The organism is Treponema primitia (assembly GCF_046533075.1).
GTDB classification, from domain to species: Bacteria; Spirochaetota; Spirochaetia; order Treponematales; family Breznakiellaceae; genus Termitinema; species Termitinema primitia_B.
On sequence record NZ_JAJQRB010000025.1, the window covers coordinates 54,871 to 74,400 of the forward strand.

Below are 19,530 nucleotides of genomic sequence, written 5' to 3' on the forward strand. Positions count from 1 at the left end.
GCCTGACAACTCTGGCCGGGCGAGATACGTTCCCCATGCGGGGGACGCTATAATGACCGAGGCCAACGGCCCGGAGATTACCGGAATAATAACTTGTTCACAGCCTGGCATTTTACTTCATATCTGGTACTAAATTTCTCCTCCATGTCCATCGGTTTCCGCTCCCTCGTTGAGCCATTCGGCGGAGATACGGATTACCTTATCCCCGAAGCGGCGGAGATACTTTTCTTTAATCCGCCCATCTTTGATCCAGCGCTGTAGCGTTACCTTGTGGACCTTGATACAGTCCGCCGCCTCCTGATAGGTAAGCCACTGGTATACAGAAACAGTGGCGCTTTCATTCATTTGAGTGCCTCCTAATATTTATCCACCAGAGCTATCTGCCCGGGCGTTACCGATATCTTAACACCTTATCACTTTCCGTACTATCAAAGTCCCAGGGGTCCGCCTGGTCTGCTTCGGGTTTACAATTCCCGGATTGAGAATCAAGCGGCGCCGCTGCCGGCCGGAGCTGGGCAAGGTAGGCTTCCATTCCGTACCCGATAAGGACCGCCAGGAAGTCCTGAAAGGTGAGGGCCCTATGGCAGCCCCCGGCCTCATGTTTCCAGCAATCCTCTATCTGCATAAAGTAGGATGCCGGAAAAGACACCCGGGCGCCTATTTGTTTTTCACGCTTCATGGTTTTCCCTCCAAATATGCCGCCAGATAGACAGGATAATACACCGTTCCCCTTGCGCCGTATCATGGCCGGACTTTTCAACCGGAAAGGGGATAACTTCGCATTGAGCGGGGCCATGTCGACATACCCGCAGCTCTTTGCGGATCGCTTGCCGGACAGCTTCTTTCAGGTCCCATAAATCCTTAATAGACACCTCTGGTTTTTTCATCTTTGCCGCCTGCCCCTTTCAGAAAAAAAGCGTTTTATCTTATCCCTTAAAAAATGCTTTTTAACCGATACCGTAATTATGACAATGCCGCCGGGAATATTTATCGGCCATACGCCGCCCATGATTCCGTCTTGCCTATACACGGGAAGCCCATGTTATCCCCTCCGCTCCGATACTGCGAAGGAACCGATCGTTATCCAGAGCTTCACCCAGGGCCGCCATTTTGAAAATATCTTCCTCATCCGCCCAGGATTTTGTCTCACTTGCCTTGTCATACATCCGGGCAAAGAAAACACGCAGAGCCAGGGCTTCCCCGTCCGTCCCTATTGCCTGGTCCGCTTCCTGGAAAGCCGAAAGGACATCCTTCTCGGGCCAGAATTCAAGGGATGGGATAAATTCATCGGTGTAGATCATTTCACGCCCCCGGTAATGCTCCGGACAAACGCCGCATCTTCCGCCGCTTCATGTTGGGAAACCCGCAGGAAGATCTCTCCGTCGTCAATCCAGGTATGGTTTTCCTCCGCATCTTCGTACAGCCGTTCCATACGCAGGGCAAATATTCTCAATTCCGCCGCTTCCCGGGGTGTACCCATTGCCGAGCGCATCCGGGAAAATACTTCCTCTACCCGTTCCGCCGGGTAAAAATTCACCGCATTGATACCGTCGGCATGGCCACCGCCATCGATAAAGGGTTTCATTACCGGGACAGGTTCAGGAGCAGTAGGGACGCCTTCTACCTTTTCCCCTGCTATTCCGGAAATGTCATCCTCTCCTTGGTCTTCCTCTTTTGGGAAGCTGGCTGCCCAGGACAACTGTTTCCGTGCGTGCCTATACAATTTTACTGCGAGATTGTCCACAGAAAAAGCCGTTTCATCCGCCATCACGAAAAACAGCGACATCCGCTCGTGAAACACCCGCAGGGCCGCTGCTTCCATATCGGTGCCCATGGCCGCCGCCGCTTCCTTAAACGTCCGGCGGATCTTCTTTTTCGGCCAGAAAATCAGACTGTCATATTCATAACCCATTCTCTTTACTCTCCTTGCTATGATTCCGGACCCATACAGGCCCGGTAAAAATAATGGGGGAAGGCGGAGCGAAGAAACCGAGGGCTTCAATACCCGGATTAGTTCTCTACCCTCCCCCAAAGATCACCGATTACAACCGGCTTCTGATGGCCAGCCCCAGCCGGATAAGGGCGCCGCACTGCCAGCGTTCCCCGCGGTCCTTCACGGCTATTCCCAGCCGGTACATGAATCCCCTCATGGTTTACCTCCCTGTTAAATGATTTCATCCGGCAGTTTCACCTCTGAAATTACCTCAGCCTGCCGTATTGGATGCTTAGCCGATTCCATGAGTTCGGCAAGATCTGACTCCATGAAAAAATACCTCGCGCCTATTTTCCGATACCCGATCTTACCGGCATAAATCATCCGGCGAATGGTTATACTGGACAGCCCGATCTGTTTTGCCGCTTCCGGAATGGTAAGGGGCTTTGTCATGGTCTCCCTCCTGTTAAATGATTTCCCGCTCTAAGGCGTCCTTGATTGCTTCAAGCGATTTGAGAAAAAAGCCCGGTGAATGGGGAGGGTAGAATTTCACCTCCTCAATCATGATTTCAATAAAGGCAATCGCATCCAGCCGGTTCCCGATGCGGGGTTCGTTGTCTTCCATGGCTCAAGCCCTCCAAGGCGCTGCGATATAGCCCCAGGCGTCCCGTTCATACCGGAATGACTTCACCCGCTTCGGGCCTTTATAAACAACATAGACCCGCCTTTTCTCACTGTAGGAAACTGAATAGTCCATTGCCTAACCTCCTATTGGTATCATTTCCCGGATTTTCCGGGGCGCGTTCATTTACCCCCTCTGTACCCCCCACTTTTTCCGTACAAACGGCATCCAGGGATGGTTTCCCGGGATTGGTCCGATACTGGTAAATGGCACAATCCGGGGATGAACAAACCCGGAAAGGATGACCGTTCATGCACCACCGGCAATAGGCGAAGATTACGCTTTTCTTAACCTTCCCTTTTTTCTTTGCCAGGCCTTTTAGAACGCACTCCGCGATGGTACAGATCCGCCCGGAGCAGTCCAGGCACCGGGCTTTTATGGCTTGCTTGGCTGTCATGGTTTCGGTTCCTTTATGTTTATAAATATAAACTATATTTGTTTAGTTTGCAATATATATTTGTTTATTTTTATATGATTTTTATTTATTAATATTTTATATAGTTATTATATAAACATATTTTATTGACTAATCCCAATAATAGAGTTATACTCATACATTAAGGGGGCTCTATGGCGATATCGGAAAAGATAAAAATCCTTATGGTAAAGAAGGGAGCCAAGCAAAAAGAGGTAGCGGAGGCCCTGGGGATATCCCCGGAGTATTTCAATAACAAGCTAAGGGGGGAGAAATTCACCCGGGAAGAGTTGGAAAAAATAGCAGCCGCCTTAGGGGCAACATATAACGAAGATCCCCCGCCCCGCGCTTGGTTCACCCTGAACGACACCAGGGAAGAGATATAGCCGATGGATAGTACCCCGGTACTCCATGATGGCGAATTTGTTCTCACCCGCGAAGGCAGCAAGGATTTTGGGGAAATCTCACCGGAGATCGCCCAGGCAATCAGGCGGCAAGCGGGAAAAATTCGCCTTAGAATCGGGAAACAAGAGGGAGAAAGGGAGAATTACGGGGAAAGGCACATTGAGCGCCCTGATAGGTTACAGCAACTCCGGGATAACGGATATCAAAATGCCCGAGATCTGGTCCAAGACGTTACCAAAACCTACGATGCTATCTATGGCGGGAAGGGTTCAAGGCTTATTTTGTATAAAAAGGGCATAAAAGACGCAATGATCTATGTCGAACTTACCCGGTTAGAAGAAGGCGATTTTTATGACGTAAAGACTGGCCTTATCACTAGGAAGGACTTTATGGGCAATAAAAAACCGCTTTGGAATACATCACAAGGCGGTTAAAAATCTGACCTGGTAACGGCGCAGTCAATACAACGCATTTCTACGTCCCCTGGCGCTGATTCTCGGGCTGATCAGATACTTAAAAGTATCGGCATAAAACTGGGAATTGTCAAGATAAAAATAGGAACCTAGGGGGGGTGGGGGAAAAGGGGTCCCGGAAAACCCCACCACGGGCCGGCAATGCTGAGGCCGGAATAACTCCCCACTACGTCAATCTTACCGGGTAACCGGTGTAAGGAACGGCGCCAGGAGATCGTTACCCCCGATCAGGGTTTCCGGGCGCCGTCTTGGGACCGCCATACCGCACAAACGGCAGTCGCCCTTCCCTTTGGAGTTTGGCATACCACTCAAGGGCTTCCTGCTCTCTGAAATACTGATACCGTAATTCTTTCAGCGATAACCCGCCATCGGTACAGCGTTTATCCAGTTCAGCGAATATCCCTCTTAAGCTTTCCACTGCCTCGTAATATTTTTTTCTCAGATCAAAAGTATCAATACCCGAATTTACGCAGATGGCAATTGTTTCTTCAAGCTCTTTTATCAGGTCATAATCGTGCGGCAGTTTTTCACTCATAATGGTAAATCTCCAATGGGTTTTTCCTGTGAGGTTCACCCCTGAGAAGGTTCCGGGCTTCGATAGCCTGGATATAGCGCCATACTTCGCTCTCTGAATCATTGGTAGTGATTTTCTTTTCTCCCAGGTATGCGGAGTACTGATCCGTGATGGGGTTATAAGACACAGAATACTGGCGAAGCGCGTCATGGCCTGGGAATTCATTAAAAGCCCCGCAAAACGGTTCCCCACAAATCGTACTTGCCCATAGCACCGAAATTAAGAGGGGGGGAACCACTATTGATCTTTGGGCCTCCCCCCAAGCCAGCGATCGTCGTAGCGGTGTCTTTGTTTTCTTCGCTGAATGTTTTGAACCAATCCGCAAGAAAGCGTTGCAGTTCACTCATGCTGTTATCAACTCCGCCCAGTACCCCGGTATCTCCTTCACCTGTTCCTGTTGTGGTTCCGGCGGCTTCCTTGGCCCGGTCCATGGCCATTTTGTAGGAATCGCCTAAGTGGAATAGTCCATAATCAGTAGATCCGGTAAATTTCATGTTCATACCTTTTTGGAAATTTTCCCAATTATTCCAAGCGGAGCTGAACGATTTACCAACGGCGCCGGGAAGGTAGGAGCCAAGGGCAAGGATGCTCTGGACCAGATCATAAATCGGATTCAAAAAGAAACCTATAAGGCGGTTAAGGGTTTGCCCTACTACCAGGAAGGAATCGGACCAACCCAATATGTCCCCAGAGATTTTCTTGACCATAAAGGAGAACCCGCCAAGAAGGACTATCGCTCCGGAAATAATAAGCCCGAGAGGATTTGCAGTCCATGCCGCATTGAGGCCCCAGGTGGCACCGGTTAATCCTTCGACGGCGCGGGTTATGGTCCCAATAATAGTATAACCTTTAAACGCCGCCCATACGGTGATAATGGCCGGCGCTATATCCCCGATGAATCTTGCCAGATCCGGGATTTTTGCAACAAGCCACAAAACCGTGGGAAGAATTTCCCGCTTTACAAATTCTATAAATCCCTTTACCGTATCGATAAAATCAGGAATCTTGTTGATCATCCACTGGATACCACCGGCAACCCCAAAGATAAACTCTGCCAGCTTTGTTGATACCAGCTCACGGTTTTGGACAGTCCACTCAAGAAATTTATCTACCAGAGGGGTAACAAATTTGATAAGCAGATCACTTGCAAGGTTTTGGAAGAAGCCCAGAGAAGTCTTGAGGTTTGTTATACTGGTGTTAAAATCATTTGCCCGCTGGGATGCTTCTTTTGGGATGATAAAACCGTACCGGCCCGCTTTCCGCATTGTTTCCTCTAAATCATCAAACATGGGAATGAGATCGGCAAAACTCTTTCCAAAGACAGCGGTTCCTATAGCCGCCCGCTTCCCTGCGTCCTGTTCCCCCTTCATTGCCTTTGCCACGATCCGGAATGCTTCCTCGACGGTACCGGCGCCCTTAATTTGTTTTGAAAGGCCGCCGTCGATTTTTTCAAGGGATTTGTAGAGCGCCCCGGTCCCGATATTTTTTGTCATGGTTAGCAATGCGGCATCCAGTTTTGAAGCTTCAACATTAGCATGTAGGGCAGCATAGCGGAACCTTTGCAGGGTTTCGGATTCAACCCCCAATTTATTAGCGTCCTTCAGTATTTGATCGGTACCTGATGCCCATTGTGGTATCGATTTAAGAGAGTTTCCGATCCCGGCAAAGGCTTTTGAAATTCCCTTTGCGGCCAGAGTTCCAAGGGCAACCTGGGAAGTTATCGACTTGAACATTTTTGACAGTGACGGTGACATTTTATCAACCGCAGAAAAAATTGTTTTAACCTGGAAACTTTTTGCATTTGCCATTCTCGATCCCTTACCTTTTCATCTTCTGCTGTATTTCTTTGCAGTATTGTTTGTTAAGCTCAGACCAGTGGCGACACTCTGAAAAGTCCATTTTCATAATATCGCCAAGGTTCCTGAACTTTCCCGTTACAGCAAGCCCGTCCATCCACTGGCTGAGCTTGCTCAAACTAAAAAATACAGCGCCGCGAGCGCCATACAGACACGGAAATCAGGCGCAGAAAAACTCTTGATAAAATCCTCCCCGTAACCGGAGAGCTTTCCCATCAGCGCGATTGCCCGGCTTTCAGCTTGAGTATCGCTGTATTTCTCAAGGATCGAGCGATCTTTTGTTTTGAATTCCCGGTAGGTTACTGATTCTCTGCCCTTGATGTTCTGGATCACACAGAAACCAAGGTTTTCATCCATTTTGTTCTCAAGCTGCCCCCGGCGGTACGCATCCACTAGGCGGGAAAAGAACATATCGGCGCTCTGCTCTGTTTCCTCCGTCGTATCTGACGGGAGGCCCGTCTCAAAATAATCCAAGAACTCCCGGACTGCAGCCTCGGCGTTTTCTTCGCTTATCTTGTACTCTTTTTCTTCTACCTTTTTTGTCCACTTTCCCATTATAGTGCCTCTTTAGTTTCTTTCGCGGCTCCGTACGGAGCGCGGCTTTCGCTTATGGCCTTAATGAATGCCTGCTGGGTGCTTTCTAATGCCCTGGAAAGACGCACTGCAGGGTTCATCCCCATGAAGGCGGCGCGGGTGCCCCTTATGCTGTGCTCAAAGGCGTCGATGGCGGCAGTTTGGAACGAATTGCACAACGCGGGAATTTTCCGGGATGCAAACGCGGCTTGTAATGCTGTTAGGTTCATTTCATTTCTCCTAAAAAATTTATTTCACTGCCCGACGATGTAAAAGCCAGGGGTACTCCAAGACTGTTACATCCGCCAGGGCATATACACTGAGAGCGCCCGTGCGCCCAGAAAAAACACGTCAAGCAGGGGGATACGGGCTGACAAGCTTCCGGTAGTTCTTGGAACTGTTTTTCTGCTGTCACTCTCAAAACCCCTCTAAGATCATATTCAAAAAACCCTGCCAGCCCCGGTGAACGCAAGCCGGCATGGTGGAAAAAAGGAGGACTATTTAATGCTGATAGGCGACTACCGAGCCCATGGACCGATTGTTTGCAGCAGCGGGTTTCAATCCCAAACGCTCCCGGATTTCCGCCTGTGTTGCGCCCTGATCACGCGCTTCAATTTTATGGACGATTGGTCCCGGATCGGGTTCCCGGTAAACTTGCTTAGGTTCCGACTTTTCAAAGGGTTCCATTTCCCTTAGTATTGCGGGAATAAGCCAGTCAGCATCCAGCCTTTCAAGTTCTGTGTCAACTAATTTTATAAATCCCTTGGCGCTTGTATCTGCATGGTAAATTTTACCCATGAAAGCATTTCCAATGAAGGGATACATAATAAGATTCCTGGCATGTGAGCCAGGACTTTTATACTCAAACATGTGGCCTATGCTTGAAAACATTTCTGCGCGGAGGGCCTCTATTTTTTTAAAGGTCCCGTCATACTGCGCAATGGCATCCTGGATCTTTTTGTACAAGGGCTTTACCTCGGCGATGGCTTTTTTAATGGCTTTTTCCGCCTCGGTCTTCTTTGCATTGTACTGTTCGCGGGCCTCGGTCTTCAATGCAGCGGCAAGTTTCGGCTCAAGTTTGCTGATAACAAGCTGAGCCGCATTCTGTTTGCCCTGGGCCTTTTCGATGGCCGCTATCGCCTTTGCGGGTTCGATGTCCTCGACATCGGACATTTTCTGTGCATCGGCAGCGGCCTCATCGGCAATCGCCTTTGCTTCATCGATTTGTTTTTGGATTTTTTCAGACTGTTTCATCAAAATGCCCTCCTGGTTTCTTTCGTGCGCTGTGCTTTCATATCGGTTATCTTGGCGGAGATAGCGGCGTCAAGTTGTTCTTCGGCTTTGCTGGCGTTGATCTTATCCTGAATGGGCTGTAAAGCCCCCGCGATTGCCAAACCTTCTGCAAATCCCTGGAACATCGGAACTTTCTCCGATGCTGTCATCTGGTCAATGAGCGCCATAACCTGCATCTTAATGTCGGCTCCGGTGCTGTCGTGGATAAGTCGGCGGGGTAATACTCCGCAGCTCCGGGCCGTTTCATATTCGGCATCGGTCAATTCGTAGATGATTTTCCGCATTTCGCTCATGTCTTTACCACTCCTTTATTGGTCGCCAATAGCTCACTCACCGCATCTGCCGGGATTCGCAAAGAGCGCCCCCCACCGATGCGATAGGCCCGCAGCTTTTCAGACTTTATCATGCTGTAGATCGTCGCAGGGGTTAAATTCAGCTTAATCGATAAAGCGCGTACGCTAATCAGATTATCCGCCAGATTACTTTCCATGTGTTATTCCTTTCCCCACCGAAGGGGTAGTTTCCAAAGAGGATGAAATAAAATTTGCAGACGGTGATTCATTAAGGGGTGCAGCCGGATTGCCGCATGAGGCTTTTCGTTTAGAAAATACAGCGATAGTCAAGTGATTGCTCCTTTTGTCATCTCGACAATAGGTACTAAAATTCTAATTATCATTCAGGAACCATTTTCCTTTTCCGTCGGTCAATGGTCAAATACATCGTTACCCGAAATTGTGCGGGAGTCAAGGGGGTTTTATGCGAAATCGTATTTTTTTATATTATTTTTTTGAGCGCTCCTGGGCCTTCTTGAGGGCAGGCATAATATAGGAATCGAAAATCTTCTGACTAGTAAACTCGGCTCGGACCTTTAAAAGAATACTTTCATTCCAGTCGATATGTTTTGCCTTTATTTCCTTCCCGAAACTCTGTAAGCGGATAGGCTTGGGAAAAATGTAGGTTCCCTCGGCGCCCCAATCATCGGAGAAGGTGTACAACCCGGCATGTTTTCCGCTTTCGCTCTCCAATACGAAGGCACCGCGATAGTGTTTCTTGGCAAGTGAGGCCATAAACTGCACATTTCGTTTCCCCGGTTTGACGCTCGGCCCTGAGAAATTCCTTGAGTTTGGAAACTGCTTCCCGGGGATAAGCCGCGCAGACTTTTTTACATTCCCGGACATGGAACCACCCCGGGCGGCAGGTCCAATTACCCGGTCGGAGCGGGGCGGCTTAATAGAACTGTCGATAAGCTCGGCCCAGCCTGAGAAGGCGGAAAAGCGCCCGCCCGCTTCCGGTCCCATAGTACCGGCTGCGGCCTGTATGTCTTCGATGCTCCGGGCGCTCTTGGCTTTCTCAACCTGGAAAGCGGAGGAGACAAAACCGGGCTGGCGGATTATTGAAAAGGTGTCTATTTCAGGGGGGCCGAATTTTTTATATGCGAAGGCTTGATCGTTAACCAGGCGGTAACAAGCGCGTTTGTGTTCGCGCGGAAATTCAGAGAGAGCCTTTTGGAGTTGCTTGAAGCCTGAGAAGTCAATGGAAATCATGCCCCGTGGCATATTGAATCCTTTCCTGCCGGAAAAATAAAATGCCGATCCCCATAATGAGAAGTATATAGGGATCGGCAATACTATCCCCGTTCCGACGGACAGTGACGGGAGTAGCTTCTTCCTGCGATAGTGTGCAGGATCACATTTATTTTATTTGACCATATCCGGGAATTGTGCGGGCGTCAAGCTATTATTTTTTGCCAGTAATTGTGTAAATACTATCTTTTTATACTCTATTACATCTTATTCTATCCTATTACATCGTATTGCTATCTGTTGCTATTAAAAAAATATTCTAGAACTTAATCCTTCCCCGCTTCCTCCGCCAGTCGCTTCCCCTCACTGACCGCGGATGTTCCGATGGTATATCCGAATTTCTCCCAGGCATACCATTCCAATGCCTGGGCGGAGGTCGTCATCTCCGCAATATCCCGGCTCACCCCGCGGCTGATGCGCAGCGCCACCAGGTTGTTCCGGACGCCGGAGAGGAAATAATCTGAGGCGCAGTCAGCATATACCCACGTATCGAGCAGCTCATGCCTCGGGTTCGTTTCGAGCCAGCCGCCGGAGGGCATCTTCTGGAGGCAGATCAGCCCCTGGAACTGTTCGTCGTTGAGGTCATAGGGGAAATCGTGGAACTGCGGCTGCTGTACATCACCGGGGAGCCGTTTCACGCTGAGGCCCCTGGCAAGAGCAGATTTGTAGAAGTGGGTACTTATTTCCAACATAGCCTCATCCATGGGACCGATTTTGGAAATCCTCCAGCGCTTGTTGCCATAGGGTAGATCAGGCTGTTCCCCTTTTTTGGTATCGGCCTTAAGCTGACCAAAACCTTTCGCGGGAGCTGCGGACCCCGGGGGGAGGCGTTGGACAAAACGGCAGACCTCCACGTCCCGGGCATCTGCGGCGTCTCCTGCATCGACTATGATAAATTCAACAGTACGACTGGTCCCGTCAACACAGGGAAAGGTAAGTTTTGTCTCCACAATCCATTCCCAGATCCGTTCAAATGCTCCGGCATATGCGTTCTCAGTCGGGCCCAGGAATACTCGTGTGCCAATAAACCATTTCCGGTACCCGATGCCGGTACCGATAATCGTCACCTCAAGCCGGGGCGGGTTGTTCTTGTCCTTGGCGCTGCCCCACTGCACATCGCATCCCATGGTGAGGTACAGGCAATGGGGAGACGGGACTTGCCACATAGGCCAGTTACCTCTCAGGGTGTTGAAATTGCTTATCTTGATAGTCTCGCCCACTTCTTCAAACGCTTCGCCGGCAAAGAGGTTCATAAATGACCGCATGGCATCGGGGCCCCCAGCTTCCGCCTTTGCTCGTTCTTTGTAACAATCGGTAAAGGAAACCATGCCCAGAGGAGCATACAATGAGTTGAGCCCAAAACTGCGGTAATACGGATCGGCGGGTGTTTTCGTGGCTTTCCAGAAAGCGGGTTTTAATTCCTTCGTTGGTTTTTTTATGCAATGGGGATGATATGAGTAGAAATCCTTTTTCTGGTAATCATGAATATGCTCACCACATTCCGGGCAGACGTAATATGCCGTTTTTATTTCTCCGCCCTGGGTGTCAGCTTTAAGGCCCCATGACAAACCGGGATCGGTAATCAAACGGAGCGGGATATATTCTCCGCAGTAAGGGCAGGGGATTAAGAATTCCTCGCACGTGCCGTCTTCGTACATTTCTGATATGAGACAATCACCCTTGACCGTGGGGGAACTAAAGAACGCCCGCTTGGCCCTGGCGCCCCATGATTTCGTGTGACCGGAAAGCACCTCGACCCATGATCCCTCACCGCTTGCGAGGAGCTTTTTTGTACCGGAAACTTCATCGCAGATCAAGACGCGGATATTTTTCTGCCGCTTGGCGGTCATGGCCGCGGCGCTTACAATATCAAGCCGGCCTCCTGTATACTCCTTAAATTTTATCTGACTTCCCGACCGGTGGGCCTTGGCGTTGTAGCTCTTAGCGATAATGCGATCCCGCAGTCCCATACTGGAAATTGCTTCCTCAATTTCACCGCTCGACCATTCCTCCGCGAGATCCTGCGAAGAAGTGCTGTAGAGGATTTTCGTCGGCATTTCCCCGATCCAGTACAAAACCACGTTGTCCATAATTGCGGTCATCCCCACCTTGCGCGGCTTTTTTACAACAACAGTATGAACCGGGGAGTATGGGGAAAGACAGTTTTGAATTTCAATCCCGTATGGTGTCAGCTCGTTCCGCCATGGGCCGGGGAAAGGAGAATCCAAGGGCATAACCCGGCGGCCCTCTACATATTCGGATATAAGTTTGACCGGCCGCTTTTTGGGGATCTTGGCGGTAATATCAAGCAGGTATCCGGTGTCGGTCATCTTTTCTTTTTGGCCTTTGGCATTTGCCGTTTTGAGGGCGGCTCTACCTTGCCCTCTCCGTAACGCTTAATAAAGCTGTTGGCTGTTTTCTCGATGGTTTCCAAAAATGCATAGTGTTCATCATCGAGGGTTTCCTGCATCTTGAGTTTGACAGAAATATCTTCGACCTTGGCGATTGCAGCCAAGCGGTCAATAATTTTCGCACCGGTGGGCAGCAGAATTGCGGTTTGAGCATTGTAAAAATCATTGATATAGGTTGTTGCTATGGCCCGGGAAATAAGCTCCCCGCGCTTCTCCGCATTTTGGAGGTGCAGTCGTTCAGTGCGTTCTTCCATCTGGCGGAGCTTTACATCCTGCAACCGGTCAGTGGGTTTGCTTTGCAGTGAGTGTAAATAGCGCAGCATAGCCCCGTTCCCGTCTGGATCATCGAGGGCCAATTCTTTCATTCGGGAAATTAAGACCTCATCGGTTATACCAAATTGTTCAAAGATATCCGCCATTGATTTAGGAGCGTCAGAGATTTTTTTTGACACCGGTTTTTTCCCAGCTTTACCAGTTGAATTCATGGCTTAATGTTGCCTGAAAAAGTGTTGGTGTAAAGGGGCAAACCGCCCCTCCCGAGTGCCACCACGAAAAACGAAAAAAATAAAATTTTGCGGGCTGGCGCTCGGCAGGGGCTTCGACCTATTGGCTATGCCTGCCCTCAAAACTGTCACAGGACCCGTAAGCGAGGCGGGGATCTGTCTTGAATAAATATAATACTTGATTAAAATAATCATGTATACCAACCCCGCCTCGTTTTTCTAATCGTCCAGACCCAAGACTTCCCGCAGGTCGTGGAATACCCGCATGTAACACCCAGCCATCGCCTCTAACTGTTCGCGACTTGCCGAGGCAGGCCTTGCGGCTATATCCGCATAGTCCTCAAGCTCAATTACTGCCTCCAGAAGGAAGCGGCCTTCCGGATCTTCGCGGTCAATGCGGAAGGATTTATTAAGGACTTCTTTACGCTTGGTATGTTCTTTGTTCAGTCCGTCTCTGAAACTCTCGGGATCTTCCAGAGCATCCATCAAGATGCTTGTCCCCATTGCTGCGTTTAGTGCACAATCAGTCGGCAAGTCTCTGTTTCTTGCCAGAAACCCCGCGAAGGTGATAGCCGCCACGATTGCCTGGGTCTCTGCGTTCAGATCTTCTTTCTTTGTCATGCCAATTCTCCAAAAAAAACTTTCATCCTCCAGGGTTCCAACTCAAGCCGGGGTGCCCTGGTAGGTGTTTACCAGATTTCTAGATATTCCTTATGCTGCTACTTCAGGGTAAAAACTTTTTCCCATCCGCGCTAAAACCACACTGGTCCATACGGATCGGGTTCAGGTCATAGTCGATATAATAATTTTCAGCATCAATATCTCCACAATGGGCGCTCCGGGGTTGGCTTCCCTTTTTGGGGCCGTCTGGTGGTATGCCGTGGGTATGCCATTTTTTGCAATGTTCACAATAGGCGCTGACCAGGGTTGTATACAATTCACGGTCATGAAAGATAGGGTTCACCACTTCCACAACCAAATGGAGTTTGCCGTGCTCGTCTCGATAATTAGGCACTGTCCCGATTTGTTTTTTCACATGTTGCTCCTTAAAATATTTCCCCGGCTTCCCATAACCGCCTCTTTTTTTCATCTTGGTAAAGGCTGCTTTCTGATTCTGCTGCTGTGGTTGGTGACACAGCGGCACAAGAATTATATAAATTTAGATTAGCTCCAGATTTCCCTGAGAATGTAAAATCTAAGTTAAATTCAGGGGTTTTCTGTGTCGCTGTGTCTTTTCGCGAAAAAACACGTGCTGATTTTCCATCAATTTTTTTAAAGTGTTCATAAATTCCTCGCTTTTCAAGCTCATTTGTGAAGGTTTTGATCTTCATCGGCCTTCTTATGCCCTGCTGATACATACAGTACTGTTCAAATTTTGTATAAAAATCAGTTTTTATCGCATATTCTTGAATGGCAAATGCTTCACTATCCTCTAGAAATTGTTTTACAAGGTCCTGATCATTGAAATACTGTTCAGTTGCAATATCGATAGCCCTACAAGGCGGCATTTTCTGCCAATCCGCATAATATTTCACTGCATATTGAATAAACAAATTGAGTATTTTCCCATATTCCGGCACAAATCTATCTTCTAATCCTGAATCCTTAGCCTCTAACTCCGCATTAAACGGTACAAGCCGAAACCGCTTTTTTTCCGATTTTCCGAACGAATCAATGGGAATTTTGTCGTTGGAAGCGATAAAAACCTTACATTTTAGGCGGCAACTATAGCCATCAAGCCCCTTTTTTTCAACAAAAACTTCATCCCCGTCCCCGGCTATAGACTTGAGTTCGTCAAGGTTTAGCCGGCCCTGATCGGGCTTCAAATCATACAAAATTGCCGCCCGTTTCCCAGGCAATCCTGCCTTGTCAAACCTCGAATTACTGTATTTTTCTTTGATCACAAGGCTTCTCGGGAGCGCCGTTGCATACCCCCTCATGATTTTTTGCAGGGTCCGTAAAAGAGTTCCCTTGCCGTTACTTCCGTTCCCATAAAAATTGGTAATGCGATCGGTAACGTGGCCAAACAGCGCCACCCCGCAAGCGGTCAACAGCCAGCCTTTTAATTCATCGTTTCCGCAAGTTGCCCATTCCAGAAAGCCGTCAAATACCGGCGTTTCCCCATCCTCCGGCCGTACCGTCGCGCTCATGGTAAAACGATCATCCGGCGTGGCAGTCCTGGTTGTTCCGTCGGTGGATACCACAATCCCGTTGCAATTTATCACACCATCATCCACATCAAACTCGGCGGGGATACAAAATACATCCCCGCGTTTTTGCATAAGCGCCCCGACCGCTTCAATACAGGCCCGGCTCTGATAGGTCCGATAAAATTTAAAAGCGCTCTCCTGGCTTCGAGGGGAAACCAGACGCACATTTTCAAAAAGCAGATCTGTATAAAACATCAAAATATTTTGTAAAACAGCCGCCCCGTATTCGGCAGTAAAGGCCCCGGTTTCATCATTATACACCATCCATCCCAGGGCATTGGCATACAGTAAGCGGCCTCCCAATCCTGACGCTACCCACTGTGACATCCCTTTTTGAGTAAACAACTCAAGACTCAAGGTTCCGTCCTGCTGCATAAATGCACCGGGATTATTTTTAATAGCAAGGCTTGTAATTGGGTTTGACAGCTTTTCAATTTTTTTCATCGTCTACCCCACGCTGCCATTTTATCCGCTACGGTCTCCCGTTGTTTGGTGACATTTTCAGCCGGTTTCACGGCATCCGGCATCATAGAAAGCGCATAAAGCAGCGTCGCTTTGTGATAGGCCGCCTCCATGTCCCCGTTGTCCAGAGCTGCGGCAAACTCCCTGAGAAGCAAGGATCGATACATCGCGGATTTTGATAATTTGATAATTGATTTGGGCTCTCCCGGTTTTCTCCGCTGCGGCTTCCATGGCTCTATGCCCAAGGTATTTTCAACGTCCGCCGCTATTTCCCGGAAATGTTCCTTGTCATGCGAAACCCCCAACAGGGCTGCAGCCGTGGCGTAAATGTCCCCCGATTTATGACAGGTATGACAGTAAAGGTATTCCTCATTGACTTGACAGGAAGGGTGATCGTCATCATGCCAGAGACATTTTATTTTTCCATATTCATCTGGGATTATACCCTTGGCCTCAAGGTATTCCGAGAGGCGGCGCCGGAGGCTTTCCGTTGTTTTACTCACAATTCCAGCCCATAAACCGCATGCCATACATCAATGTGATAAGAGTTGACGTGCTCATAGTTCTGGTCAAAAGCCTGTTTGATCTCATATCCGTTTTGTAACGAGTATTCCTTCAGCTGTTTCCAGGGGTAGTTTTTCCCGGTTTCGATGAGTACCCGTTTGACGGTGTACCATTCCTGGGCGCAGGACAGTTCGATTTGAAGGGATTCCTTTTCCTGGGTAAGACCGGTAATCATTGCCCGCTGGTTATCAATAAGGCGCTGGGCTACCTGCTGGGCCCGGGACAGGATCATCTCCGGGGTGTTCCAGGCCTGCTCCAGTTTTATGAGGTACTGGCGGATCTGGCGGCCCTGGTCGTTGTTTTCGACCATGGCGATTTCCTTGGCCATGGAGAGGGTCAGGAGGTAATCGCTCCTGGGCTTGCCCGGAAGGCCGTCCGACCTATCCGCCAAATTTGGCGAATAGTCCTGGCCATCGATAAAGCCGTATTTTTCAATGCGGTCCTTGATCCAGTTTGAAAAGTCCCGTCCGACACCCAGGGCGGCGTGAAGCTCCCGGGCGTTTACTTGCTGAGTTTCCCCGATTACGGCGATTAGGTTATTCATATTCTTTTTGCTCCTTATCCGCAAGATCCGAGTTTTTTGAAAACCGCACAATCTGACACGGGAGTCTAGTTTTCTGCTTATCATTTTGGAGGGTTAGATCTTTCATCTCTTGCATCCGATAGCCTTCCCTGCAGGATCTGCAGGAAGTATTGAGATCTCTCTGGTGGAAACATATCGCGCCAGCTTCCCGTCGCGAATATGAAGCGACAGTGTTACGATTCCGTGCGCAATGCTCGCTGTCTCGGCTTCCAACAGATTCATGATTTCGGTAGTTGGTAGGATCATACCGCCCCTTCGTATCGGTGCTTCCTTGCCGAGACATGATTAGCATTGAAAAATTCCTCGATGTCGCTCTCAGTAAATTTGTAGAGACTCCCGATCCGGTGGTGGGGGACTTCCCCCTTGCGGATCATACGCCGTAACGTGACTTCAGCTACCCCCAAAACCGGGGCCGCCTCTTTGATAGAAAGTACAGTGATCATTATTTATCCCCTTTCCGCTATTATTTTTTCTAGCGGTTGTTATGGGATAATTATAGGTATTTTTTTATTTTTAGATGGTTATAAAAATATCATCATTTTTACATCTTTTTGTAAATCAGGCAGGATCGGGCATTTTTAGTATTTTATTTATAGTATTCCAGTCCTTGTTATTAACTTCCAATTTTGCAATACTGTTGTTTAATGAATTTACCGTAAAATCGGCAAGTTCTTTTTTCCCTATCGTGTATCGAGTGAATAAGCATATATAGTTATGCGGTATTGTGCATTTTGCAAACAATATACCCACTGATGATAGTGAAAAGTGAAAATCCAAAATAATTCTTTCGTTTATCTCTCGTACATCAATTATACCGTTTTCAATCCCTCTGTTTATTGCCTTATATATTTTTTTATCGTTTCCGCTCGATTGTTCCAAGATAACCATAAGCCCACAATTTTTAGACGGCCTTGGGATCAAGGCTATACCTTCTGTTTTCATTCCTATTTCCATAGCTTGCGGTGGGGGCATTATAACTCTCGCGGTTTGAAATTTACCGTCCGCATTGATAGCAGCAGCATACTCTGAAATATCATGACACATCATCCTATCGCTCCTCCCTGGAGTAGATACTCATTGGCATTATACCGCACAAATCCCCAGATAATAAATACCCTTTAGATAAACCCCGGCAAGAGACAGCCTGCCGGGTTTGCCTCAATCCTTATTTCGGATCAAGATGTCTTCCGGCCAAAGTCTAAAACCTTTCCAAAAACCTCTGCCATTGCCTCCCGCGCCTGGTCAAGATCTTTTGACTCACCATGATCGGCATAGTGGTTAAAAACTGATTCCGTCAGATGTCCGCTTATGGCCATGGCCTTCTGTTTTTCCAGTATTTTGGATGCATAGGAAATAAAAAAATGTCTCCAGGAATGGAAGCACACCCTTCTGTCACGCCAGTTGATAATTTGAGATTCCGGGTTTTCTTTTTTTCGTTCCTCATTTACGGAATCCATGGCTGCCTTGAGTTCCAGAAGAATCAGCTTCCCATCCATCGGTTTATCAGCAAGAGAGGAGTAAAATAAAAAGGCATCTTCGGTTTCCTTGAAAGGGTTTTGTTCAAGGAGGTTTTTAAGCGCTACCTCTATTTCAGGCAACAGGGGAATTTCCCGCGGCTTTCCGCTTTTTGGACACTTTAAGCCATCGATAGCTGACCACGCATGACTCACGGTCAGGATACCATCTTTAAAATCACCCTTTTTCAAGGCCTGCACTTCCCCTATTCGGAGGCCCGTAGTGGCAGCCAGCTTTGAGGCGGTATAAGCCCGCAGATCGGAACAGTTCCACAGCTTCTTGAAGAGCTCCCCGGCTTCATCAAGGGTTAGGATCCCTCTCGGTTTTGTTTTTGCGCTAAAACGCATAATACCTGCCGTAGGATCAACCGGGATCATATTTTCCTTAAATGCAAACTTCAAAGCGGTCAATACCGGCGCCATAATGTTATTTACCGAAGCATGCGAGAGCCCTCTGTCCACAAGGGAGAATGAAAAAATTTTTATCGATTCTCGCGTGATACGGCTCAGTTCCTGCCCGTTAAAATAGGGCTTTACGTATCGCTTTATTTTACCCGAGCACTCGTAGCAATGCTTTTTGCCGGCGCTTATGCCGTAAGCCAAACGCTCCCGGATATAAGGGCTTTTCTCATAATCCCAGAGGTTTTCAAGGAAGGTGATAAAGTCAACATTCCCCGGCCCTGCCTTTACAGTCGGGATGGCTATAAGCCCCCGGTCCCGCAGCGCCGTAACGATTTCCAGGGCTGAATCCGCGTCCAGGGTATCGGCCTTGGCTATAGTCGTAAGGATACCCTGCAAAGTGGCCTCTGCCTCAATAAGCCGGGTTTTATTGCCCCGTCTTTTATTAGGAGGAAGCCCATCTCGCAACCAGCCTGACACGGTAAAAATAGCCGCATCCCTGCCCGTGCACCCGGTGGAGCGCTCGGTCAGCGTCCCTCCGCCCTCATCGGTGAACCGCGCGAAATAAATCGGGTTCCCTTTTCGCCTGTAAATGTAAAATTTTTGGCGCATCTTCATCCCCTCTACCCGGTGTGTGAGTAACCGAGTGAATTAAAATCGGGTGAAGCGCCTGGTTTTCAGGTAGTTTCGGATTTTTTGTTCAGCATAATTCCTTGTATTATAAGAAATTACCATCTTTGCCGCCAAAGGGAATTGAACCCTTGACACAAGGATTTTCAGTCCTTTGCTCTACCAACTGAGCTACAGCGGCGGGATGAATATCTTTATATCCGGAAATAAAAAAAAAGTCAAGCGGATTTTACCAATCAGTTTAGGGCTTTTTCTGCAAGCCGGGCCAGGGGGGCTGAGGGGTGGTGGATACCCAGCATAACATCATAAACTTAAGAATCCCCCCACCCTGTCACTCCAGGATGTGATCCCCCCGGTAAATACCCCCTCTTCGTACCATGTGACACCGGCGGGCGTGGGGAGGGGTACACCTGGCTTCATGTATGTGGAATTCTCTGTCGTAGTAGACCCGCGCAGCGGGGCTGCGG

At 48.6% G+C, this 19,530-nt stretch carries 28 protein-coding genes and 1 tRNA gene; 2 read left to right on the forward strand and 27 right to left on the reverse strand.

Translation table 11 applies throughout. The features are described from left to right. Window positions 1-129 precede the first annotated feature (129 nt). The 8 genes from LQZ19_RS05165 to LQZ19_RS05200 form a co-directional block, all read right to left on the reverse strand. Window positions 130-345 (reverse strand): helix-turn-helix domain-containing protein, encoded by a 216-nt coding sequence (locus LQZ19_RS05165; RefSeq protein WP_411046592.1) that lies wholly within the window; start codon window positions 343-345, stop codon window positions 130-132. Window positions 346-391: 46 nt separating this feature from the next. After that, on the reverse strand, window positions 392-679 hold the full coding sequence (locus LQZ19_RS05170) for a hypothetical protein (RefSeq protein ID WP_411046593.1): 288 nt from the start codon (window positions 677-679) through the stop codon (window positions 392-394). After that, on the reverse strand, window positions 669-887 hold the full coding sequence (locus tag LQZ19_RS05175) for a hypothetical protein (protein ID WP_411046594.1): 219 nt from the start codon (window positions 885-887) through the stop codon (window positions 669-671). Before LQZ19_RS05175 ends, LQZ19_RS05170 begins: the two co-directional genes overlap by 11 nt. A gap of 135 nt (window positions 888-1,022) precedes the next feature. Further along, window positions 1,023-1,301, reverse strand: a complete 279-nt coding sequence (locus tag LQZ19_RS05180) for a hypothetical protein (protein ID WP_411046595.1) — start codon at window positions 1,299-1,301, stop codon at window positions 1,023-1,025. Further along, a complete protein-coding gene (locus LQZ19_RS05185; RefSeq protein WP_411046596.1) occupies window positions 1,298-1,912 on the reverse strand; it encodes a hypothetical protein in 615 nt (204 codons plus the stop codon). Before LQZ19_RS05185 ends, LQZ19_RS05180 begins: the two co-directional genes overlap by 4 nt. 252 nt (window positions 1,913-2,164) lie before the next feature. Further along, window positions 2,165-2,386 carry a helix-turn-helix domain-containing protein gene (locus tag LQZ19_RS05190; RefSeq protein WP_411046597.1) on the reverse strand — a complete coding sequence of 74 codons (222 nt, stop codon included), beginning with the start codon at window positions 2,384-2,386 and terminating at the stop codon, window positions 2,165-2,167. Between the two features lie 13 nt (window positions 2,387-2,399). Beyond that, window positions 2,400-2,558, reverse strand: coding sequence for a hypothetical protein (locus tag LQZ19_RS05195; RefSeq protein WP_411046598.1), 159 nt, complete (start codon window positions 2,556-2,558; stop codon window positions 2,400-2,402). A 106-nt stretch (window positions 2,559-2,664) separates the two neighbouring features. Further along, entirely contained in the window at window positions 2,665-3,012 is a 348-nt protein-coding gene (locus LQZ19_RS05200) for a hypothetical protein (RefSeq protein WP_411046599.1), read from the reverse strand. 173 nt (window positions 3,013-3,185) lie between these two features. On the opposite strand from LQZ19_RS05200, the gene LQZ19_RS05205 reads away from it, so the two are divergent. Together LQZ19_RS05205 and LQZ19_RS05210 are read left to right on the forward strand one after the other, a co-directional pair. Continuing rightward, complete coding sequence (locus tag LQZ19_RS05205) at window positions 3,186-3,416, forward strand: helix-turn-helix domain-containing protein (protein ID WP_411046600.1); 231 nt, start codon at window positions 3,186-3,188, stop codon at window positions 3,414-3,416. A gap of 3 nt (window positions 3,417-3,419) precedes the next feature. Then, window positions 3,420-3,869 carry a hypothetical protein gene (locus tag LQZ19_RS05210; RefSeq protein WP_411046601.1) on the forward strand — a complete coding sequence of 150 codons (450 nt, stop codon included), beginning with the start codon at window positions 3,420-3,422 and terminating at the stop codon, window positions 3,867-3,869. A 256-nt stretch (window positions 3,870-4,125) separates the two neighbouring features. Here the strand turns inward: LQZ19_RS05210 and LQZ19_RS05215 are convergent, their stop codons facing one another. The 19 genes from LQZ19_RS05215 to LQZ19_RS05305 form a co-directional block, all read right to left on the reverse strand. Continuing rightward, window positions 4,126-4,443: a hypothetical protein gene (locus LQZ19_RS05215; protein WP_411046602.1), complete on the reverse strand. Its 318-nt coding sequence runs from the start codon at window positions 4,441-4,443 to the stop codon at window positions 4,126-4,128. A 203-nt stretch (window positions 4,444-4,646) separates the two neighbouring features. After that, window positions 4,647-6,290 carry a phage tail tape measure protein gene (locus LQZ19_RS05220; protein WP_411046603.1) on the reverse strand — a complete coding sequence of 548 codons (1,644 nt, stop codon included), beginning with the start codon at window positions 6,288-6,290 and terminating at the stop codon, window positions 4,647-4,649. 162 nt (window positions 6,291-6,452) lie between these two features. Then, the gene (locus LQZ19_RS05225; RefSeq protein ID WP_411046604.1) at window positions 6,453-6,893 is read right to left on the reverse strand and encodes a hypothetical protein; all 441 of its coding nucleotides are present in this window, start codon (window positions 6,891-6,893) and stop codon (window positions 6,453-6,455) included. Beyond that, window positions 6,893-7,141: a hypothetical protein gene (locus LQZ19_RS05230; protein ID WP_411046605.1), complete on the reverse strand. Its 249-nt coding sequence runs from the start codon at window positions 7,139-7,141 to the stop codon at window positions 6,893-6,895. The genes LQZ19_RS05225 and LQZ19_RS05230 overlap by 1 nt, the downstream gene beginning before the upstream one ends. A gap of 271 nt (window positions 7,142-7,412) precedes the next feature. Then, on the reverse strand, window positions 7,413-8,165 hold the full coding sequence (locus LQZ19_RS05235; RefSeq protein ID WP_411046606.1) for a hypothetical protein: 753 nt from the start codon (window positions 8,163-8,165) through the stop codon (window positions 7,413-7,415). Next, window positions 8,165-8,497 (reverse strand): hypothetical protein, encoded by a 333-nt coding sequence (locus LQZ19_RS05240; protein ID WP_411046607.1) that lies wholly within the window; start codon window positions 8,495-8,497, stop codon window positions 8,165-8,167. The genes LQZ19_RS05235 and LQZ19_RS05240 overlap by 1 nt, the downstream gene beginning before the upstream one ends. Then, complete coding sequence (locus tag LQZ19_RS05245) at window positions 8,494-8,694, reverse strand: helix-turn-helix domain-containing protein (protein ID WP_411046608.1); 201 nt, start codon at window positions 8,692-8,694, stop codon at window positions 8,494-8,496. Before LQZ19_RS05245 ends, LQZ19_RS05240 begins: the two co-directional genes overlap by 4 nt. Window positions 8,695-8,983: 289 nt before the next feature. Continuing rightward, window positions 8,984-9,760: a hypothetical protein gene (locus LQZ19_RS05250; protein WP_411046609.1), complete on the reverse strand. Its 777-nt coding sequence runs from the start codon at window positions 9,758-9,760 to the stop codon at window positions 8,984-8,986. A 293-nt stretch (window positions 9,761-10,053) separates the two neighbouring features. Further along, window positions 10,054-12,117, reverse strand: coding sequence for a terminase gpA endonuclease subunit (locus LQZ19_RS05255; RefSeq protein ID WP_411046610.1), 2,064 nt, complete (start codon window positions 12,115-12,117; stop codon window positions 10,054-10,056). Next, window positions 12,114-12,683, reverse strand: coding sequence for a hypothetical protein (locus LQZ19_RS05260; protein ID WP_411046611.1), 570 nt, complete (start codon window positions 12,681-12,683; stop codon window positions 12,114-12,116). The genes LQZ19_RS05255 and LQZ19_RS05260 overlap by 4 nt, the downstream gene beginning before the upstream one ends. 237 nt (window positions 12,684-12,920) lie before the next feature. After that, complete coding sequence (locus LQZ19_RS05265) at window positions 12,921-13,322, reverse strand: hypothetical protein (protein ID WP_411046612.1); 402 nt, start codon at window positions 13,320-13,322, stop codon at window positions 12,921-12,923. Window positions 13,323-13,425: 103 nt separating this feature from the next. Next, a complete protein-coding gene (locus LQZ19_RS05270; RefSeq protein ID WP_411046613.1) occupies window positions 13,426-13,737 on the reverse strand; it encodes a hypothetical protein in 312 nt (103 codons plus the stop codon). Between the two features lie 10 nt (window positions 13,738-13,747). Beyond that, window positions 13,748-15,355 (reverse strand): DNA primase family protein, encoded by a 1,608-nt coding sequence (locus tag LQZ19_RS05275; RefSeq protein ID WP_411046614.1) that lies wholly within the window; start codon window positions 15,353-15,355, stop codon window positions 13,748-13,750. Continuing rightward, window positions 15,352-15,876 (reverse strand): hypothetical protein, encoded by a 525-nt coding sequence (locus LQZ19_RS05280; RefSeq protein WP_411046615.1) that lies wholly within the window; start codon window positions 15,874-15,876, stop codon window positions 15,352-15,354. Before LQZ19_RS05280 ends, LQZ19_RS05275 begins: the two co-directional genes overlap by 4 nt. After that, window positions 15,873-16,481 carry an antA/AntB antirepressor family protein gene (locus tag LQZ19_RS05285; RefSeq protein ID WP_411046616.1) on the reverse strand — a complete coding sequence of 203 codons (609 nt, stop codon included), beginning with the start codon at window positions 16,479-16,481 and terminating at the stop codon, window positions 15,873-15,875. The genes LQZ19_RS05280 and LQZ19_RS05285 overlap by 4 nt, the downstream gene beginning before the upstream one ends. 281 nt (window positions 16,482-16,762) lie before the next feature. Beyond that, entirely contained in the window at window positions 16,763-16,963 is a 201-nt protein-coding gene (locus tag LQZ19_RS05290; protein WP_411046617.1) for a helix-turn-helix domain-containing protein, read from the reverse strand. Between the two features lie 115 nt (window positions 16,964-17,078). Next, window positions 17,079-17,567, reverse strand: a complete 489-nt coding sequence (locus LQZ19_RS05295) for a hypothetical protein (protein ID WP_411046618.1) — start codon at window positions 17,565-17,567, stop codon at window positions 17,079-17,081. 128 nt (window positions 17,568-17,695) lie between these two features. Continuing rightward, window positions 17,696-19,045, reverse strand: coding sequence for a tyrosine-type recombinase/integrase (locus tag LQZ19_RS05300; protein WP_411046619.1), 1,350 nt, complete (start codon window positions 19,043-19,045; stop codon window positions 17,696-17,698). Window positions 19,046-19,171: 126 nt separating this feature from the next. Next, window positions 19,172-19,244 (reverse strand) — tRNA-Phe (locus tag LQZ19_RS05305). Between the last annotated feature and the right edge of the window lie 286 nt (window positions 19,245-19,530).

Excerpts from the sequence above, each read along its gene's own strand:
- LQZ19_RS05165 (WP_411046592.1), bottom strand. The coding sequence starts at position 345 with ATGAATGAAAGCGCCACTGTTTCTGTATACCAGTGGCTTACCTATCAG.
- LQZ19_RS05170 (WP_411046593.1), bottom strand. The coding sequence starts at position 679 with ATGAAGCGTGAAAAACAAATAGGCGCCCGGGTGTCTTTTCCGGCATCC.
- LQZ19_RS05175 (WP_411046594.1), bottom strand. The coding sequence starts at position 887 with ATGAAAAAACCAGAGGTGTCTATTAAGGATTTATGGGACCTGAAAGAA.
- LQZ19_RS05180 (WP_411046595.1), bottom strand. The coding sequence starts at position 1,301 with ATGATCTACACCGATGAATTTATCCCATCCCTTGAATTCTGGCCCGAG.
- LQZ19_RS05185 (WP_411046596.1), bottom strand. The coding sequence starts at position 1,912 with ATGGGTTATGAATATGACAGTCTGATTTTCTGGCCGAAAAAGAAGATC.
- LQZ19_RS05190 (WP_411046597.1), bottom strand. The coding sequence starts at position 2,386 with ATGACAAAGCCCCTTACCATTCCGGAAGCGGCAAAACAGATCGGGCTG.
- LQZ19_RS05195 (WP_411046598.1), bottom strand. The coding sequence starts at position 2,558 with ATGGAAGACAACGAACCCCGCATCGGGAACCGGCTGGATGCGATTGCC.
- LQZ19_RS05200 (WP_411046599.1), bottom strand. The coding sequence starts at position 3,012 with ATGACAGCCAAGCAAGCCATAAAAGCCCGGTGCCTGGACTGCTCCGGG.
- LQZ19_RS05205 (WP_411046600.1), top strand. The coding sequence starts at position 3,186 with ATGGCGATATCGGAAAAGATAAAAATCCTTATGGTAAAGAAGGGAGCC.
- LQZ19_RS05210 (WP_411046601.1), top strand. The coding sequence starts at position 3,420 with ATGGATAGTACCCCGGTACTCCATGATGGCGAATTTGTTCTCACCCGC.
- LQZ19_RS05215 (WP_411046602.1), bottom strand. The coding sequence starts at position 4,443 with ATGAGTGAAAAACTGCCGCACGATTATGACCTGATAAAAGAGCTTGAA.
- LQZ19_RS05220 (WP_411046603.1), bottom strand. The coding sequence starts at position 6,290 with ATGGCAAATGCAAAAAGTTTCCAGGTTAAAACAATTTTTTCTGCGGTT.
- LQZ19_RS05225 (WP_411046604.1), bottom strand. The coding sequence starts at position 6,893 with ATGGGAAAGTGGACAAAAAAGGTAGAAGAAAAAGAGTACAAGATAAGC.
- LQZ19_RS05230 (WP_411046605.1), bottom strand. The coding sequence starts at position 7,141 with ATGAACCTAACAGCATTACAAGCCGCGTTTGCATCCCGGAAAATTCCC.
- LQZ19_RS05235 (WP_411046606.1), bottom strand. The coding sequence starts at position 8,165 with ATGAAACAGTCTGAAAAAATCCAAAAACAAATCGATGAAGCAAAGGCG.
- LQZ19_RS05240 (WP_411046607.1), bottom strand. The coding sequence starts at position 8,497 with ATGAGCGAAATGCGGAAAATCATCTACGAATTGACCGATGCCGAATAT.
- LQZ19_RS05245 (WP_411046608.1), bottom strand. The coding sequence starts at position 8,694 with ATGGAAAGTAATCTGGCGGATAATCTGATTAGCGTACGCGCTTTATCG.
- LQZ19_RS05250 (WP_411046609.1), bottom strand. The coding sequence starts at position 9,760 with ATGCCACGGGGCATGATTTCCATTGACTTCTCAGGCTTCAAGCAACTC.
- LQZ19_RS05255 (WP_411046610.1), bottom strand. The coding sequence starts at position 12,117 with ATGACCGACACCGGATACCTGCTTGATATTACCGCCAAGATCCCCAAA.
- LQZ19_RS05260 (WP_411046611.1), bottom strand. The coding sequence starts at position 12,683 with ATGAATTCAACTGGTAAAGCTGGGAAAAAACCGGTGTCAAAAAAAATC.
- LQZ19_RS05265 (WP_411046612.1), bottom strand. The coding sequence starts at position 13,322 with ATGACAAAGAAAGAAGATCTGAACGCAGAGACCCAGGCAATCGTGGCG.
- LQZ19_RS05275 (WP_411046614.1), bottom strand. The coding sequence starts at position 15,355 with ATGAAAAAAATTGAAAAGCTGTCAAACCCAATTACAAGCCTTGCTATT.
- LQZ19_RS05285 (WP_411046616.1), bottom strand. The coding sequence starts at position 16,481 with ATGAATAACCTAATCGCCGTAATCGGGGAAACTCAGCAAGTAAACGCC.
- LQZ19_RS05290 (WP_411046617.1), bottom strand. The coding sequence starts at position 16,963 with ATGATCACTGTACTTTCTATCAAAGAGGCGGCCCCGGTTTTGGGGGTA.
- LQZ19_RS05295 (WP_411046618.1), bottom strand. The coding sequence starts at position 17,567 with ATGATGTGTCATGATATTTCAGAGTATGCTGCTGCTATCAATGCGGAC.
- LQZ19_RS05300 (WP_411046619.1), bottom strand. The coding sequence starts at position 19,045 with ATGCGCCAAAAATTTTACATTTACAGGCGAAAAGGGAACCCGATTTAT.